Consider the following 17990-nt stretch of genomic DNA (forward strand, 5'->3'; position numbering starts at 1 on the left):
TATGGCAGATATAGCTAAAATAAGAGCAATATTAGACAGTATAAGGATATTGGCCCCAGCTATGAATAATGAAGAAATAAGTGATGTAAGTAAAGTATTGTTAAAAGTAACTGAAAGATTATTAAAAGAAAATAATTTAAAATATGAGGAGGAAAATTAATATGAATTTATGGGAAAAATTTGATAAGGCAATAGATGTAGAGGGATTAAAGAAAGATGTGGCTGAAGCTTCGACTGGTTCAATGGAGTTTAAAGAAGTTCCAGTAGGACAGTATGAAGTTAAGGTAAATAAAATGGAATTAACTGAATCTAAGAAAGGAAGTCCAATGCTAACAATTTGGTTTAAAATACTTGCTGGAGAGTATGAAGGTTCACTTATATTTTATAATCAAGTGTTAAGCACCGGGTTTGGAATACACAATGCTAATGAAATGCTAAAATCACTTGGAACTGATACAGAAGTAAAATTTGATAACTTCAAGCAGTATAACGATACTATTTTAGATGTTCATGAAGCTGTAGAGGGAAAGTTAGAGTTTGCCTTAGATTATAGCAAAAATAACAAAGGATACAATGTATATAAGATAACAGACGTATATGAAGTTTAAGGGGAGTGGGGACTTAACTGTCCCCTAAATTTTAAAATAAACAGGTGAGTAGACATGGGTAGAAAACCAAAAGTAAATATACAAATAATACAAGATATAAATAAGCTATACAACCGAGGTTATAACATGAAACAACTAGGTGAGAAATTCAAATTAAGTCCAACAACAGTAAATAAGTATGTTTGGGAACCAAGAAACAGAGGAGAGAGGGTGACATAAATGCTCTTCTATGACTTTGAAGTATTCCGTTATAACTGGTTAGTAGTAATAATGGATACAGATACTAAGAAATATAATGTGTGTATAGATAATCCAAATGGATTAAAGAAGTTTTATGAAGCACATAAAGATGATATTTGGGTAGGTTATAACAGTAGAAGTTATGATCAGTATATCTTAAAAGCTATTCTATTAGACTTGGATCCTTGGGAGTTAAATAATCATATTATTCAAGCCCAACAACCAGCTTGGATGTTTAGTAGGGATTTTAACAAATTTCAATTATACAATTTTGATATTATGACTGATGTTACTAAAGGACTTAAGCAGCTGGAAGGGTACATGGGAAATAATATTAAAGAATCTGATGTGGCTTTTAATATAGACAGGCCTTTAAATAGTGATGAAATAGTAGAAACAGTTAAGTATTGTAAATCAGACGTAGAGAATACCATGGAAGTTTTTATGCAGAGAATAGAAGAATTTAATTCTCAAATGTCTTTAATTAAAGCATTTAATCTAAATATAAAGTACATTTCTATGACTAAACCACAATTGTCAGCAATAATACTTGGAGCACGTAAAAAAAGGCATCAAGACGAATTTGAAATAACTATCCCTGATAATCTTAAAGTAGATAAATATTCATATGTTGTAGATTGGTATAAAAATAGACTCAATAGAGATTATAAATCATCACTCAAATGTGACGTAGCAGGAGTACCTCATATATTTGCTTGGGGTGGATTACATGGTGCAAAGGAAAAGTATTATGGAGAGGGTATATTCCTAAATTGTGACGTTGCAAGTTTGTATCCAAGCTTAATGATTGAATACAATTACGTGTCCCGTAATGTAAGTGATAGAAATAAATTTAGAGAAATCAGAGATACAAGATTAAAACTTAAAAAAGCTAAAAATCCAATGCAGTTACCCTATAAGTTAGTTTTAAATTCAACTTACGGAGCTATGAAAGATAAGAATAATAATCTGTATGACCCATTGATGGCTAATAATGTATGTGTGGCGGGGCAGTTATTTTTATTAGATTTAATAGAAAAATTAGAGAACCACTGTGAGTTAATACAAAGTAATACTGATGGATTATTTTTAAAAGTTAGAAGAGAAAAAGATATAGATAAAATAAAAGCTATTGCTGCAGAGTGGGAACAAAGGACAAGACTACAGTTAGAATGGGAAACATTTTCTAAGATATATCAAAAGGATGTTAATAACTATATTGTAGTCCATGAAGATAACTCTTATAAATCTAAAGGGGCTTATGTTAAAAAGTTAGAGCAATTAGATTATGACTTACCAATAGTTAATATAGCACTTAGAGAATATTTTGTTAATGGAACTTCAGTAGAAACTACTGTTAATAATTGTAATAAGTTAATTGAGTTTCAAAAGGTAGTTAAAATAACATCTAAGTATAAAGGTATAACTTATAATAGCGAACCCATACCTGAAAAATGTATAAGAGTATTTGCTTCAAGAAGTTTATCTGATGGTCCAGTAATGAAAATAAATTCTAAGGATAAGCCTGAAAAGATAGCAAATACACCAGGACGATGTTTTATCGAGAATGGAGATATGAAGGAAAAAAGAATTTCACGTAAATTGGATAAACAATGGTATATAGATGTAGCTAAAAAAAGATTAGAGGACTTCGGAATAACCGGACAACTCAAATGGGAGGTATAAAAATAATGTATATAGATTTAAAAGAATTGATAGATAGTTTGGAACCAACTAAGAAAGGAAACTCTACATTAGCAATACTTAAACATGGAGAAAGAGAGGATAGCACTAATTATATTAAAAGTATAGAAAAGAAAGCAGAGCAGTTAGAAGTAAATATTTTAACAGTAGATTTAGCTAATAAGCTTGATATAACCAAAATTTTAGATGAAGTACAAGTTAAGTCAGATGCTGTACTACCAGTGAAGCCTTTCACACCATCAGAAGAACTATTAATAAAAGCATATTTGGATTATAACAAAGATGTGGACAACTTCACTGGGAAAAGTAAGTTCCAAAATTGCACCGTAGAAGCAGTAAATAAGATATTGGACTTCTTAGATATAAATTCTAACAAACATATTTGTGTGGTTGGTAGACGTTTAGGTTTAGAGATAGCTTTGTCTTTGCTAGAAAGAGATTTTACTCCTACCATATGCCACTCCAAAACAGAAAACTTGGAACAGTATACAAAAGATGCAGATGTGATTATAAGTGTTACAGGTAAAAAGGGGCTTATAACTAAGGATATGGTAAAAGTAAATAGCTTGATAATAGATGTAGGCTTAGGAGATGTATCAGAAGATGTTATAGAAAAGGCATATGTTACAAGTGCTAAGAATGGCGTTGGAGCTGTTACTACTGCAATCCTGTTCAAACACATATTTGAAGCGATTTGAATGCCATTGATGATGTAAAGGTAGGTGAAAAAATTAGATAAAGGATTATATGAAAACAACATGAGAATATTAACATATAGAATAGGTATGCCACTTGAAGAAAAAGTTGAATCAACACAAGAAAGATTAAGTGATTTTGATGGGGGATATATAAGTTTTAGCGGTGGATTAGGAAGTAGGGTATTGGTTGATGTAATGCAAAAAGGGGGATGGAAAAGTAAAAGACCTATAGTATTTATTGATACTGGACTTGAATATCCAGGAGTAAGAGCAATAGCTTTGAAATATGCAAAATATGTATTAAAACCTAAAATGACATTTAATAAGGTAATAGATAAATACGGTTATCCAGTAATATCAAAATCACAGGCTATGGCAATAAGAAAACTAACAACTCAAAATTTAAGTGAAGCATATATAAATAAATTACTGCATGGAGATATTAGGGGTACAAGTGGGAAACTAAGTGACAAATGGCACTATCTATTAAATGCACCTTTTAAGATTTCAGAGCAGTGTTGTGATGTTATGAAAAAAAGACCTGCACATAAATTTGAAGATGAAAACGGAGGATTACACCCAATAACAGCTGAAATGGTTGAAGAAAGTGTAAATAGAAAAATCATTTATCTCCAAAATGGTTGCAATATGTGGAATCTAAAAAGACCTAAGAGTACACCAATGGCTTTTTGGACACAGCAAGATTTGCTTGAATATGTAGTTAAAGAAAAAATAGATATAGCTCCAGAGTATGGTGAAATAAAACAAAACGCTTATGGTAAGTATTACACAACGAAAGAAAAAAGAACAGGATGTATGTTTTGTATGTTTGGGTGCCATTTGGAAAGTCAACCTAATAGGTTTCAGAGAATGTTTGAAATGTACCCTAAACAATATGATTATTGCATAAATAAATTAGGACTAGGAGAAATATTAGACTATTTAGGAATTGAATACAGACCATGTGGAAGTATTAAAACTGAAAATGATGGTCAATTAAAAATAGTCTAGGTTCGGAAACTGAAAATTATGCGACATACCAGGAGGTAGCTATGACTTTAAATGATTTAGTGATTGAAATATTAAATAAATATAAAGAAGATAAAAAGAAATGGGGAGATATTTTCCCATTACAAACAATTGAAAATATATGGATAGATAAGTTTTCTTTATCTAAAAGAGAAGTACTTCTATATCTTGAAAAATTATCTAAAAGTGAATTTTGTTTACCACTAGTAAAAGCTCCAGTAAAAATACATTTTATAACTTTACCAAACTGGGGAACTAAAAAGAAGTACTTCAAGATAGGAACATTGCAATATACACATATTGAGTTATTAAATGGAAACAATTAATGTCGTATTTCAATTATTAGATGACATAAGTATAACTTTTCATTATCATATGAAAATCAAATGATAAAAGGTGAGGATATGAGTAAGAGATGAGAACCAATAGTAATGGCATTGCCTTACAAAAGTTTTAAGGAAAAGCTAAGACTTACTAATAAATATCTAAAAACATACAAAATAGAGTACTTGGGTGGAATTTTATATATGGAAAGGCGTGGTAAATGATGATAGAGGTGTTAATGTGGTTAGGAATAATAGCTATATCCGTTATTACAGTCATAATTATGAGTTATTGTCATGCTGCAAGTATTGCAGATGAAAAAATTGAGCTAGAAAGACCAGGTTTAATTGAAGTGGAGGATATTAAATGAATAAAATTGAAAAACATGCTGAAATATGTGTTGAACTCAATAAGTTATATGAAGCTAAAAACCATGATTATGGTGATAGCTTTGGTAAGGGATTTAAAGAATATGGACCAGTTATGTCGGCTATTAGATTAGAAGATAAACTATTGAGATTTAAAAATTTAATTAAGTCTCATGCTAAAGTTGGAGATGAAAGTATTATAGATACTCTTAAAGATCTTGCAAATTATTCAATAATGACTGTAATAGAAATGGAGGCTAAAGAGTGATACATTTAAATGATTTATATGAACTACAGGATGAATTGGACAAGTATATTTTGGAAAAGAAAAACCTCAATTTGAAATCAAAGGAATTACTAACAGATACATTGTTAGCTTTACAAGTTGAAGTTTCCGAATTAGCTAATGCGACTAGAGTGTTTAAGCACTGGAGTAATAAAGGTCCTGAACCAAAAGAAAGGATTATTGATGAATATGTAGATGTATTACATTTCTTTCTAAGTGTAGGGAACCAATTAGGGTTTAGTGCTAAGGAAATAGAAGATGCTTACTTTAAGAAAAGGCAAATTAATATTAATCGAGTGAAAGAGGGATATTAATATGTTAAAGGATTATTTGAATAAAGAGGAGCGAGTACAGCTCCTTTTCTTAAAAAAATATATAGATAATATTGACGAAATGTTAAATAATACTAACCTTACTAAAGAAGAACATAAAGCACTTAAAACAGCTAGGACTTGGGGATTTAAAGGTTTTAATAGTAAAGCTAAAAGATTAAATAATAATGCATTTAAAACATTTTGGAATAGTGTTAAAAATGCTTATATAAATGTTGAAGATAGATATGCTGTTGAAATGTATAATAAAAAGTTAAGTAGTAAATTAGATGATTGCTATGAAATGAATAGGGACTACTATAAACTAGTCGAATTAATATTTTATTATAACTGTAGAAACTGTATTAAATGTAATAATGATTGTGAAATATACAAGGAATTTGAAGAGCGCTGTATTCCAGAGCCAACTGGAGAGGATCTAGGGAACTGTAGATATAGCTACAAGGAGTGATAATTAATGTGGAAAGGATATATACCTACAGGGGGTAAAGATGGAAAAACACCAGCTGAAGAATACAAAAATCGTACTGAATTTTATAGTTTAAAAGATGTTGAAACTCTACAAAGTTATGGTGGAGTATTAGATGATACTCTAATTCAAATAGACATCGACGATGGATCACAGGCTGATGGACTATATGAAATAATTAAAGATATGAGTGTTAACACTAGTGTACTTCAGACCTCTAGAGGGAAACATTTTTACTTTACTAACACAAACATAGATAAAAGAAAGCAAGGGTATTATACCGCGTTAGGATTAAAAATAGATGTTGGCTTAGGAGTTCAAAATGCAGTAGTACCTCTTAAAATTAAAGGGAGAAAGCGTAAGTTTTTACAAACTACTGATGCTCCAGATATACTTCCAATATGGTTGAGGCCACTAACTAAAAGGGAAATTAACTTCTCGAGCATGAGTGAAGGTGATGGAAGAAATCAAGCTTTATTTAATTATATTCTAATCTTACAGAGTAATGGTTTTACTAAGGAAGAAATAAGAGAAACTATAAGAATTATAAATAAATACATTCTCCAGGAGCCATTGGATGAAAGAGAAATAGAAACAATTTTACGTGATGAAGCTTTCATGAAAGAGAGTTTTTATATAAAAAGTAAATTACAATATGAAAAGTTAGCAACCTATCTGAGAGATAACGAGAAAATTATAAAAATAAATGATGAATTGCATATGTATAAAGATGGTTACTACAGCAGTGACATGAAAGAAATTGAAAAAGTTATGCTTAAATATATAAACAACTCTACCAATAGTGTTAGAACAGAAGTTATAAGATACTTAGAGCTAATATGTCAAAATGCAAAAATGTCTAATCCAAAATATATAGCACTAAGTAATGGAGTATTTGATTTAGAATCTAAAAAGCTATTGGAGTTTAATAGCAGCTATATAATTAAAAATAAAATTCCATGGTCCTATAACCCTAACGCTTATAACGAAACTATGGATAAGACTTTGGATAAAATATGCTGTAATGATAAGAATTTAAGATTGCTAACAGAAGAAATGATTGGTTACACGTTATTTAGGCGTAATGAGTTAGGTAAGGCCTTCATACTTACTGGTCAAGGTGCTAATGGAAAATCTACACTACTGGAAGTACTAAATGACCTCTTGGGGGAAGAAAATATATCAAGTGTATCTTTGGAAGAGCTTAATCATAGATTTAAGACTTTTCAGCTTGAAGGGAAACTTGCAAATATAGGTGATGATATTTCCAATAAATATATTGAGGATAATAGTACTTTTAAGAAATTAGTTACAGGAGAAAAAGTCAATGTAGAGAGAAAAGGAAGAGATCCATTTGATTTTAAAAATTACTCTAAATTAATTTTTAGTGCTAATGAGTTACCACGAATAAATGATTTATCTGGAGGACTTAAAAGAAGATTAATATTTATTCCTTTTAATGCTACATTTTCAAAACGTGATAAAGACTATGATCCTTTCATACTAGACAAGCTAACAGGTACAGAAGCTATGGAATATTTACTCAAATTAGCACTCCAGGGATTGAATAGAACACTTAATAATCATTCATTCACTTACGCAAAAGTATGCGATGATGTTTGGGAAGAGTATGAAGCAATTAACAATCCAGTAGTAGCATTTTTAGAGGATAATGATATAGAAAATGATCCAGTAAAAGAGGTTTACTTAAGATATTCAAGTTGGTGTAGTGAAAATGGTTTAAAAGCAATAAGTAAACCAGTATTTGGACGTGAAGTAGGAAAGCAAGGTTATAATAGCGATACAGTGATAAGAGTTAATGGTAAACAAAAAAGAGTTTATAAAAAATCATAATGTAAAAATATTATTAAGTTAGGGTGAGTTTATGAAAATTTATATAGCAGGTAAAATAACAGGTTTAAAAAATTATAAAGAAAACTTTTATAAGGTAGAAAAACAATTAAAGGAGAAAGGGCATTTATGTATGAACCCAAGCATTTTGCCTGAAGGGTTTCCGTGGGAAATATATATGCAGATATGTTACACAATGATTGATGCCTGTGATGCAGTATACATGCTAAACAACTGGACAGACAGTAAAGGTGCAAATTTAGAATTTGAATATGCTAAAGCTAAAAATAAAGAAATAATTTATGAACAGTCAGTTAGCTAGTACACAACTTGAGAATATTGTGAAGCAATAAGGAGGAAATCATGTTTCAATTGTATTTTAATAAAAAGAAAAAAGAGTTGAAAATAGCACCTTTGAAAAATCTTATGATTGATAAAAGTAAAATTACTAATGAAGTTACACGCTTCAATGATTGTTATTTTGTATCATTGAATAGAAAAGCATTAAAAGATAAGGCAAATGCAATAAAAGAAGAATGGATTAAAGAAGTCGAGGAAGAACTTAATCAATTTAAAAACCTTAAAATTCAAGTTAAATATTAATGAACAATTCAATTAGAAAGGGTTGAAAGATAATGAAATATTCATGTATTGAGTGTAAATATTCACCTTACAATAGAGAAAATACAATATGTACTAGATGTGGTAATTATGTATTATCTAAAGATTGTGATGGTACTGTTTATGCATACACTAATTGGACACCAAAGGAAAATACATCAAAGGAATATACATTGGCTGAACTTATAAATGTAATTAAAGAAGGGGTGTTTTATGTGCCTACTACAGATCATAGGTTATTAAAGCGAGTGTATAAAGAAAATAATTTTATTCAGTTTGAGTTTTATCCCAATGTACCTCAGGTTGGGTTAGGGATAAATGAAAACATGAAATTTAAGAAAATAGATTAGAGTGTAATTTGAAATAAGGACGAAGGGAGACATATAAAAATATGTTATATATAATCATTGGTTCCATAGTAATTATGACAATATTACCTTGTATAGCAGAAATTAATACCCACAAAGCATTAAAAGAAGCTGAAAAAATGAAAAGAAGGCAATGCCAGAATTCAAATGTCTAAAACTGTTACACAAACAGATATTATCTGTAACGCTCTTCCAACATAGATATAGCAACGGTTAAAGCGATATTAATATGGGCACTTTGTTACAATAAAGCGTAACTATCTGTAACACCTTTAAATCTTGTAATATCAATGGTTTAAGTCGTATGTGTTACAGAGTTACAGATGTTTTCAACTTCTTTATATAAAATATATTTTAATATAAAAATATATAATATATAAAAGAAATTATATATAAGTATGTAACACTTTTTCTGTCACAAATTAAGCTTAAACTATTGATATTGCTACATTGTTATTGTTACAAATACCCTCAAAAAGTGTTACAGATAAACATGAAAAAAGAGGTGAAATTGATGAATTTATATAAAAAAACGGAGGCAATATTATATAATTATAAAAAAACTAAGATTGAAATAAAAAATTATTTTCTAGACCTTGAAGCACTAGAAAATGATTATCAAGGCGTACAAGCAATAGGATATGAGGAACGCTCTTCACCAACGAATGCATTTAATAGCAGTGTAGAGAATGAGATAATAAAAAGAGATGAAAATATATTAAAACTTAGAAATAAAATAAGGCTTAAAGAAATTGAAATAGAAAAAGTAGATAATGTACTTAACTCTTTAAATGAAAGAGATAAATATATTATTAAAGAATATTATATAGAACGTAATCAACTAAAAAATATAAGTAAGCATATTAATTTAGAAGAAAGTTATTTATCTAGTTATAAGAGTAAATTAATTAAAGATATCTCAAATATAATGTTTTTACAAGAACAATATTAGAAAATACTTAGAAACATCTTGTATCATGCTAATATATTAAGGTTAAAAAGGTTATATAATAGTATCATAGAAATATATCAAGAGAGATACTTGTTGCAAGTATCTCTTATTTTTATATAAGGAGGTTTATCTATGAATATAGTTACTAATGAGCAAAGTAAAATGATTGATAAATTGCTTGAAGGCCACACAGTTACTGCAATTGCGAAATCACTTAGACTTCATCCAAGCACATTATATAGATGGTTAGATAAATCTGAAGTTAAGGTTGAGCTTGAGGAGCGAAGAAAGGTGTTGAGAAAATCAGCTAGAGATAAGATTACAGGCAATGTTAATAATCTAGTTGATAAGATGCTGGACTTAGCTAATACTTGTACTGACCAAAGAGTTAAGTATAATGCAATTAAGTATTTACTAGATCAATGTCTTGGAACTCCAGCGACTACTAAGGAAGAAAGTAATGTTGATGGAAATGGCAATGATAATAAAGATACTAATACTCTTAAGAAAGAGATTGAAGACATAAAGAACCTAAAGGTTGTTAAGTAGTATCGAAAGGTATACTTAATGATACTAGCAATAATTACATGATATAATGCGACTTTCAGGTCATATAAATACTATTCATAGGTATCAAAAATATATGTTGACATTTTAAGACTGTGAGAATATCATAGAAGCATAGATTGAAGCTATGGGGTACCTTCTAAAACAGAAGGTTTTTAAAATAGCGTTTTTCAATTCCACAATTTCTATAATATTTTTAAAAAGTCGAGGTGTTAGCATGTTATATTTTGCTTATCATAGAACTTCAACAAAAGAACAACATTTAGATAGAGGGATATCTGAGATTAATGATTTTGTTACTAAAGAGAAAATAGAACTTGTCAGTAATATTTATACTGATCAACAAACTGGGAAAAACTTTAATAGACCATTTTATGACAAAATGATTCAAGATATGGCACTAATAAAAAAGGTTAATCCAAATGAAAAGATAGCTTTAATATTAACCGAGTTGGATAGACTAGGAAGAAACAAACAACTTATATTAGCTGAAATAAGAAAGATGCAAGATAAAGGTATAAGGTTAATGATTCTAGAAATTCCAACTACATTGACAGAGCTGCCAAAGGATAGTTCTATAGCTTCTATGATAATGGAGACTATTAATAATATGCTTATAGAAATGTATGCATCATTTGCCCAGGCTGAAATAGAGAAAAAAGAGAAACGACAAAAGGAAGGTATTGCAGCTAAAAAGGCGAGGGGTGAATGGGACGATTATGGCAGACCAAGAGCATTGGATTTTGAAAAGTTTGTAAAAGAATATAAAAGAGTGTTGAAAGGTGATATTAAACCAACTGAATGTATGAAATTACTTAATATTACTAAGCCAACTTATTACAGGTATGCTAAAGAATATAATATATGTGGGGATTAATGTGGCTAAAAATTATATATTCAGAGTTAAAATATGTGATAAACCTATGTAAAAGAAATTTTTTATATTTATAAATTATAAAAATTTAATAAATTTTAGAAGGATTTTGCCCTTTCGTGTATAATTAGTTACACGTAGAGAGGGGAGAATAATATGCCATTAATGTATATAGCAAAAATCAATCTTAATTCTAAAATATTTGATGTCTATGAAGAAAAATTAAAACTGGATAAAGTTCTAAATGAGATATTCCAAAAGGTGAATGAGGAAGAAACTTATCAAATAAGTAAGAGAAAACAATTTAAAGATAGTCGAGGAAATACAAAGGTATATATAAAAACATCAGAATATCAATTCAATGAGCTAACTAAATTTGATGAAGAGAAGATTGTTACTGGTAAAGTAATTAGAACTTATAATAGACCCACAGAAGACTTTAACAAAAACAATGAGTTAGTTCATACATACGTTCAAGAACATGTAAGTATATATTTTTATTTTGATGTAAGAAAGGAATTAGTTACCTTTAGCGTTAGACAGGCATTTGGGTATAATCAGTTTACAGAAGCATTTAAATATTTGTTAAATATAAGTATAAAAGATTATGAATTTGAAGTGTTTTTAAAAAAAGATCAAGACATGCTTGAAAGGAAACTCAAAAGCTTAAGAAAAGTAAAAAGAGTATCTGCTACATTAATTCCACCAAATTCAAATGAAAGTGAGTTAAAAGCTTTAAGAGAGTCAATAGGTTATATAGCTGAATGTAGGGAGACTAATGCTAAAAAAATTAAGTTAGATTTAATTGATACCGATGATATCGGATTGAATATGGACGCAAAAATGATGAAAGAAACAATAAGCGCAGCTGTTAAAGGTTATGGAGACATTACAACATATGGAATAAATAAAAATGGAAGAGAGCAAATTGTAAAGTCTAATACAGATGCGGCATTAACACGAATTGTAAATGAAAATTTAGAAGAAGATGACTATAATGCAGAAGCTAGAGATTTTATTGCAGCAGTAAGAGCAGAAGGTATGCTCAATATGTAGATAAAGGATGTAAAAAATATGAATAACGAATCTTCATTTAGTAGGATAGTTAGGTATAAAAAGTATAGAGATATTTATAATACTAATACTATGGAAGTAAGAGTCTCGTTAATAAGTTCAATAATAATAACTATGTTAATAACTTTAGTATTTAATCAAGCAAACATAGTTGATATTAATAATCTAATGAGGGAAATGACAAAAGAAATTGCAATTGTATTAATAGGATTTTTAGGTTTTGTGATTTCAGGTCTTGCGATATTAACATCTGCTATATCTAATAAATTTATAAACATATTAAAGAAACAGGACAGGATTAATGTTATTGAAAAGATTTTACTTAGTTTTTATTTGTTAGGCATAATTGTTGGAGTAGATATAATAAGTAGTTTGATTATGTATATAACTACATACTCTACTTATTCATATAATATTTTTTGTATAGGTATTTGTTCATTTTTATACACATATACGATAGTATTTATAATTTTTTATTCAATAGCGTTAATTGGAAATTGTATTGAAATTTTTAAAATTATTAATATGGTTGATGAGGATATTAATGAGGGGAATACTAACATAAATGATAACGTAAGTGATGACAGATATTTGTATATGAGCTTTAGAATGACTGCATTAGAGAACATTTTTTTTACAAACCAAAGTAATGATACTTTAGAAAAGGTAAAAAAGTATTATGAATTAATGAATAAATTGATTGATGATGGGTGTAAAGATGAACTACAAAAAGGAAGATTAAAGGCCATTGTGAAAAACAAATTTCATGGTTTAGATGAAAATCGCAAATTCAATGGTAGTAAGAAATGATTTAGAAATTTGAAGAGGTGATAAAGCTTGAAAATACCATTTGATTTTCCTAGTGATGAAGCTCGTAATAAATGGTTGCTTTATCACTATCTTAAAAAATCCTATACTGATATAGGAATAGAAGATAAAAAAGCTGAAGAATTAACAGATAATAGAATATTAGAAAACTCTAAGAATTTGTTTGGATACCATGGCTTAGCCTGGCAATTAGGACAAATAAGCTTAGAGTTTTTTTGTATGTATTTTTTACAAGACATATATCTTCCTAAGGAAGATAATGCAGCAGCTCCATTGGCTTCGGTTCATGAAGAATTATGGCATGATATTCAAGAAAGTATTATTGGTACTGGACCTGAACAATTGGGAAGAGTTCTTCCAAGAGGTACTGGTAAATCAGCCTTTGGTACTTTAGGCCCTACTTGTTGGAGCGTAGCATATAAACATAAAACTTATGTGTTAATATGCTCTGACATAGGGAGTACCGCGGAAAAGTTTATAAAAGATATTAAGGACAACATGCTTGAAAATGAGTATATTGAATCTGCTTTTGGTAAAATACTTGATGATAAAAATAGAAATTTTATTTGTAATGCTACTCAACTAGAATTTATTAATCATACTTTTGTCGAAGCTATTTCTTCTACATCTCCTATGAGGGGTAGAAAATATAAAAATGTTAGACCAGACCTTATAATATTAGATGACTATCAATCAGAGGATGATGTTAGGACTGAAGAAGCCAGAGAAAAGAAGTGGAAGAGGTATTCTGATGACGTTAAGTTCGCTAAGCAAAGACCTGTAAGAAGAAATGGTAAGATTATTAAAAAAGGTACCGTGCTTATGGCTTGGGGAACTCAACAGCATAAGGAGTGTTTCTATTCCAAGTTAATTAAAACAGCTACTTGGACCTTTAAGAAAGAAAAAGGGGTCTTAGTTGATGATTTTATAGGTGAAAAAGGGCAAAAGATTAATGGTGTTGATTATTTATTTAATAATGGCCTATGGAAGCAGTTTAAGGATATTCTTTTTAATTTTAAAAACAATACTAGGTTAGAAGATGCTAAAGAATTTTACTATAATAATGAAAAAGAAATGCAATTTCCTATGCTTTGGAGTGAATTTTGGGACTGCCTAGAGTTGGCCCTAGACTATTTTGAAAACCCCAATTCTTTTAAACAAGAGGTTCAAGGGGATGTGGATTCTATAGGGGAAAAATGGTTTAAGCAAATGCATACTGAAACTAGAGAGGAAATTGAGAGTCATGAATTTATAAAAACAATGATTTGTGCTGACCCAGCTTCTGCAGGCGGAAGAAAGAATGACTATTCAGCCTTTATTGTAGGTTCTGAAGCTACTAATGGGTATAAATATGCTAGAAAAGCTGAATTAGCTAAGATAAATGCAAGGCAGGAGTTTGATAAATATATCCAATACATGGTCGATTTGCTTGTTGAGTATCCAGATGCTACTCATATAAGCATTGAAAAGAATACTTTTAATGGAGCTGATGCAAATCAATTGGAAAAAGCTATTAAGGACCATGAAATTTTAAAGTATAGAAACATAACAATTATAAATGAGCAACAGCGTAAAAATAAAGATGATAAAGTTAGTACAATAGTTCCTTTCGTAAATCGAGGGGAATTTGTTTTTTGTGAAGAAGATCAAGAATTTATTAATCAATTTATGGAATTTGCAGGACAAAAGTTTACTACACATGATGATGCTGCTGACGTTAGTTCTGAGTTCTGGCTAAAAGTTGATGAAATTAAGACAGTTAATAAAGTCAAAATGTTAGATAGAAGGAGTTTGGGGGTGTAGCTAGTTGACTTTAAGTGACTTGGTAAAAAAGCTATTTAAAAAAGAAGTAGGCTTAAACCTTAGTAATCCTGAGCATTTGCAAGTAGTAAAAAAAGCCTATGGTATCTATTATGTATTTAAAAATATCTATGAAAAAATGTATAGATATTATAAAGGTGATACTGATGCAATTAGAAAATATTTATTTGTAACTGAAAGATCTAATTTAAAAGTAAATGCTAACTATATAAAGAAATTTATTAAAGAAGAAGTTGCATATACCCTTGGGAATGACATAACTTATGAGTCCAGGAGCGGAAACGAAGATGTTATAAAAGATATAGAATATTATACAGCGCATTGGGATGAATTGCATGATACTGATTTAATGAAATATCTTTTAATATTTACACATGTGTATGAGCTATATTATGTAGATGATAACGCTGATTTTTGTAGCAAGATTATAAAGCCTACTGATGGTTATGCCTATATGGATAATGCTTCAGGCAAGGTTTTATTTTTTATTCATAATTTCAAAAATGATTTTGATACAATTAATTCCTTCGTTGATGTTTACACTGCTGATAAGATATATCACTTTGACAATAAGTTTAATGAAATTGCAGCTCCAACTCAAAATATTTTTGGTGAGGTACCAGTTACTATAGGAAAATTAACTGAGGAAGGTACTGACGATAGTTTATATAGTGATATAAAGGGCTTACAGGATGCTTTTGAAACTAATTTAAGTGATGTAGGTAATGAAATATCTGATTTTAGAAATGCATATTTATTATTTAAAAATGCTCAAGTTGATAAAAATGACATACCAGATATGAAAAAACTAGGAGTTATTCAATTCCCAGCGGCTGGAGGTGATGCAGCATGGTTAATTAAGAATATAAATGATACATTTATTCAAAACACTTTAGATAGGTACGAGGATACAATGTACCAACTTGCTTGCCATATTAATCATAATGAGAAATTGCAATCTAATTTATCAGGTATAACTCTAAGATCCAGGTTAATAGTACTTGAAAACAAATGTAATCTAGAGATAAAGGCTCATAAAAACATAGTAAAAAATAGGCTTAGATTTTTATTCAAGTACCTAGATATTAAAAAGAATAAGAAATATGATTTTAAAGACATTAAGGCTCTTTATACTCCAAATATACCAAGTGATGATTTAGCTACAGCGCAAATGTTATCACAAGTTCCAGAAGGCATTATTTCTAAAGATACAGCCAGGGGATTGTTTAGTTTTATAAATAATAAGGTGGCGGAGGCTGAAAAGGTAAAAAAAGAGCTAAGTGAAGAAATGGACTTTGGAAACAAATATAATGATATCTTTCCTGAAGGTAGTAATTAGCTATGAAAAGCATGGATTACTGGAAAAAAAGAGCTGAGAATATCTCAAATCATGAATTTGAAAAGGCTGATAGCTACAAATTACAGCTAGAAGAAGAGTATAAGAAAGCTTTGAAAAATATCTGTGAGGACATAGATGCTTTTCACAATAAATTTGCTAATGATAATAAAATAAGCATATCTGAAGCTAAGAAAATGCTAGCTAGAGATGAGCTTAAAGATTTTAAAATCAGTTTAGATGAGTTTATTAAAAAAGCTAAAAACAATGAAAACCTAAAATGGGAAAATGAACTTAATAATTTATCTAGTAAAGTTAGAATAACAAGGCTCCAATCTTTACAGGCACAAATAAGAAATCAAATAGAAAGTTTATACACTAAACAGCAAGACAATACTACAAATCTTTTGAGCGAAATATGTGAGGATACTTATTATAGAAATATATATGAAGTTCATAGAGGTTTAGGAATAGGTGTTAATTTTGCTAAATTAGACACTAATACAGTAAATAAAATAATTTCTGAACCGTGGCATGGAAATAATTACAGTAATAGGATATGGAATAATAAAGAATTACTCATAAAGGAGTTGCAATCTAATTTAACACAGGCTTTTATTAGAGGCGATAGCATAGATAAGACTTCTAAAATAATAGCTAATAGAATGAATGTTGGAATTGGTAGAGCTAGGACCTTGGTTAATACTGAAAGTGCAAATATTATTTCTAAAGCCACTTTTGACAGCTATAGTGGGAGTGGAGTTGTTAAAGAATATGAAATACTCGCTACTTTAGATTTACATACAAGTAAGATATGTAGATCTATGGATGGGAAAGTATTTAAAGTATTCGAAAAAGAAATAGGTGTTAATGCTCCACCCTTTCATCCGAATTGCAGAAGTACCACGATGGCATATTTTGATGATGCTATAGACGAAGAAAGAATTGCAAGAGATCCAGTTACAGGTGAAACTAATTATGTACCTGGTGATATAAAATATGAAGATTGGTATAAAGAAAATGTTGCTAATAATTCGAAAGCATTAGCAGAGGAAAAGAAAATACAAAATAAATCAACTGATAAAAAGCAGTATGAAAAATATAAAGATGTTTTAGGAAAAGATTTAGATGTAAATAACTTGGCAGAATTCCAGGAATTGAAGTATAATAATAAGGAGCATTGGGATAGATTAGCTTATAAATACAAGCTTAAAACTGTTTATAATTTAGATAATTTAAAGAATACAGAAATATTCTCCAACAAGAATGTAATTAAGCACATTCTTGAGGGTGAAGTGAATAGAAGAGGTAAAGCAGTTGGTTTTCATATGGAAAATATGCCAACTAAAAAAGGTGAAATTATAGAAAGTACTAGAAGTAAAGTTGATAAAAACGGTATATATAATGCTAATGTAACTATTAATGGTGTTTCTAAAATAGCTAAATCAACATTTTTTCCAATCAACATGACACCACAACAAGTAGTTAATGTTATAAATGAAGCTTATTTAACTATGAAGCCTTATAGAGGAGCAATGATGAAGGGAAATACTAAATGTGGATTTGATATAGGTATATATTTAGATGAAAAAGGTAAAATATCAACAGCATTTCCATTAATAGTATAGAAAGAAGAAGGT

The 17990-nt window shown here is 29.4% G+C and carries 23 protein-coding genes; all 23 read left to right on the plus strand.

What is annotated here, in order from left to right; genetic code table 11:
- Position 1 precedes the first annotated feature (1 nt).
- The 23 genes from CRN98_RS17650 (at position 2) to CRN98_RS17655 (ending at position 17978) form a co-directional block, all read left to right on the plus strand.
- Positions 2 to 160, plus strand: a complete 159-nt coding sequence (locus CRN98_RS17650; protein ID WP_179631906.1) for a hypothetical protein — start codon at positions 2 to 4, stop codon at positions 158 to 160.
- 1 nt (position 161) lies between these two features.
- Positions 162 to 608, plus strand: a complete 447-nt coding sequence (locus CRN98_RS04155; protein WP_097026151.1) for a DUF669 domain-containing protein — start codon at positions 162 to 164, stop codon at positions 606 to 608.
- 54 nt (positions 609 to 662) lie between these two features.
- Complete coding sequence (locus CRN98_RS17465; protein WP_143331274.1) at positions 663 to 827, plus strand: helix-turn-helix domain-containing protein; 165 nt, start codon at positions 663 to 665, stop codon at positions 825 to 827.
- Positions 828 to 2534, plus strand: a complete 1707-nt coding sequence (locus CRN98_RS04160; RefSeq protein ID WP_097026152.1) for a DNA polymerase domain-containing protein — start codon at positions 828 to 830, stop codon at positions 2532 to 2534.
- A gap of 5 nt (positions 2535 to 2539) precedes the next feature.
- Positions 2540 to 3250 (plus strand): bifunctional 5,10-methylenetetrahydrofolate dehydrogenase/5,10-methenyltetrahydrofolate cyclohydrolase, encoded by a 711-nt coding sequence (locus tag CRN98_RS04165; RefSeq protein WP_179631908.1) that lies wholly within the window; start codon positions 2540 to 2542, stop codon positions 3248 to 3250.
- 24 nt (positions 3251 to 3274) lie between these two features.
- On the plus strand, positions 3275 to 4261 hold the full coding sequence (locus CRN98_RS04170) for an adenine nucleotide alpha hydrolase family protein (protein ID WP_097026154.1): 987 nt from the start codon (positions 3275 to 3277) through the stop codon (positions 4259 to 4261).
- A gap of 41 nt (positions 4262 to 4302) precedes the next feature.
- Positions 4303 to 4605 (plus strand): hypothetical protein, encoded by a 303-nt coding sequence (locus CRN98_RS04175; protein ID WP_097026155.1) that lies wholly within the window; start codon positions 4303 to 4305, stop codon positions 4603 to 4605.
- 236 nt (positions 4606 to 4841) lie between these two features.
- Positions 4842 to 4973: a hypothetical protein gene (locus CRN98_RS18030; protein ID WP_278335407.1), complete on the plus strand. Its 132-nt coding sequence runs from the start codon at positions 4842 to 4844 to the stop codon at positions 4971 to 4973.
- A complete protein-coding gene (locus CRN98_RS04185) occupies positions 4970 to 5239 on the plus strand; it encodes a nucleotide modification associated domain-containing protein (protein WP_097026156.1) in 270 nt (89 codons plus the stop codon). Before CRN98_RS18030 ends, CRN98_RS04185 begins: the two co-directional genes overlap by 4 nt.
- Positions 5239 to 5571: a dUTPase gene (locus CRN98_RS04190; RefSeq protein WP_097026254.1), complete on the plus strand. Its 333-nt coding sequence runs from the start codon at positions 5239 to 5241 to the stop codon at positions 5569 to 5571. Before CRN98_RS04185 ends, CRN98_RS04190 begins: the two co-directional genes overlap by 1 nt.
- 1 nt (position 5572) lies before the next feature.
- Positions 5573 to 6040, plus strand: coding sequence for a DUF5651 domain-containing protein (locus CRN98_RS04195; protein ID WP_097026157.1), 468 nt, complete (start codon positions 5573 to 5575; stop codon positions 6038 to 6040).
- 6 nt (positions 6041 to 6046) lie between these two features.
- Positions 6047 to 7912 carry a phage/plasmid primase, P4 family gene (locus CRN98_RS04200; RefSeq protein WP_097026158.1) on the plus strand — a complete coding sequence of 622 codons (1866 nt, stop codon included), beginning with the start codon at positions 6047 to 6049 and terminating at the stop codon, positions 7910 to 7912.
- A 31-nt stretch (positions 7913 to 7943) separates the two neighbouring features.
- Entirely contained in the window at positions 7944 to 8231 is a 288-nt protein-coding gene (locus CRN98_RS04205; RefSeq protein ID WP_097026159.1) for a DUF4406 domain-containing protein, read from the plus strand.
- 41 nt (positions 8232 to 8272) lie between these two features.
- Positions 8273 to 8512 carry a hypothetical protein gene (locus CRN98_RS04210; RefSeq protein WP_097026160.1) on the plus strand — a complete coding sequence of 80 codons (240 nt, stop codon included), beginning with the start codon at positions 8273 to 8275 and terminating at the stop codon, positions 8510 to 8512.
- Positions 8513 to 8544: 32 nt separating this feature from the next.
- Positions 8545 to 8880 (plus strand): hypothetical protein, encoded by a 336-nt coding sequence (locus CRN98_RS04215; RefSeq protein WP_097026161.1) that lies wholly within the window; start codon positions 8545 to 8547, stop codon positions 8878 to 8880.
- 532 nt (positions 8881 to 9412) lie between these two features.
- Positions 9413 to 9850, plus strand: a complete 438-nt coding sequence (locus CRN98_RS04220) for an ArpU family phage packaging/lysis transcriptional regulator (protein ID WP_097026162.1) — start codon at positions 9413 to 9415, stop codon at positions 9848 to 9850.
- 132 nt (positions 9851 to 9982) lie between these two features.
- Positions 9983 to 10399, plus strand: coding sequence for a helix-turn-helix domain-containing protein (locus CRN98_RS04225; RefSeq protein ID WP_097026163.1), 417 nt, complete (start codon positions 9983 to 9985; stop codon positions 10397 to 10399).
- Positions 10400 to 10634: 235 nt separating this feature from the next.
- On the plus strand, positions 10635 to 11294 hold the full coding sequence (locus CRN98_RS04230) for a recombinase family protein (RefSeq protein ID WP_097026164.1): 660 nt from the start codon (positions 10635 to 10637) through the stop codon (positions 11292 to 11294).
- A gap of 153 nt (positions 11295 to 11447) precedes the next feature.
- A complete protein-coding gene (locus CRN98_RS04235; RefSeq protein ID WP_097026165.1) occupies positions 11448 to 12347 on the plus strand; it encodes a hypothetical protein in 900 nt (299 codons plus the stop codon).
- 18 nt (positions 12348 to 12365) lie between these two features.
- Positions 12366 to 13175, plus strand: a complete 810-nt coding sequence (locus tag CRN98_RS04240) for a hypothetical protein (RefSeq protein ID WP_097026166.1) — start codon at positions 12366 to 12368, stop codon at positions 13173 to 13175.
- A gap of 27 nt (positions 13176 to 13202) precedes the next feature.
- Positions 13203 to 14996, plus strand: coding sequence for a hypothetical protein (locus CRN98_RS04245; RefSeq protein ID WP_097026167.1), 1794 nt, complete (start codon positions 13203 to 13205; stop codon positions 14994 to 14996).
- A gap of 4 nt (positions 14997 to 15000) precedes the next feature.
- The gene (locus tag CRN98_RS04250; RefSeq protein ID WP_097026168.1) at positions 15001 to 16353 is read left to right on the plus strand and encodes a phage portal protein; all 1353 of its coding nucleotides are present in this window, start codon (positions 15001 to 15003) and stop codon (positions 16351 to 16353) included.
- A gap of 2 nt (positions 16354 to 16355) precedes the next feature.
- Positions 16356 to 17978 carry a minor capsid protein gene (locus CRN98_RS17655; protein ID WP_179631911.1) on the plus strand — a complete coding sequence of 541 codons (1623 nt, stop codon included), beginning with the start codon at positions 16356 to 16358 and terminating at the stop codon, positions 17976 to 17978.
- Positions 17979 to 17990: the final 12 nt, after the last annotated feature.

Source organism: Clostridium peptidivorans, from assembly GCF_900205925.1.
Classification (GTDB): Bacteria; Bacillota; Clostridia; order Clostridiales; family Clostridiaceae; genus Clostridium_AK; species Clostridium_AK peptidivorans.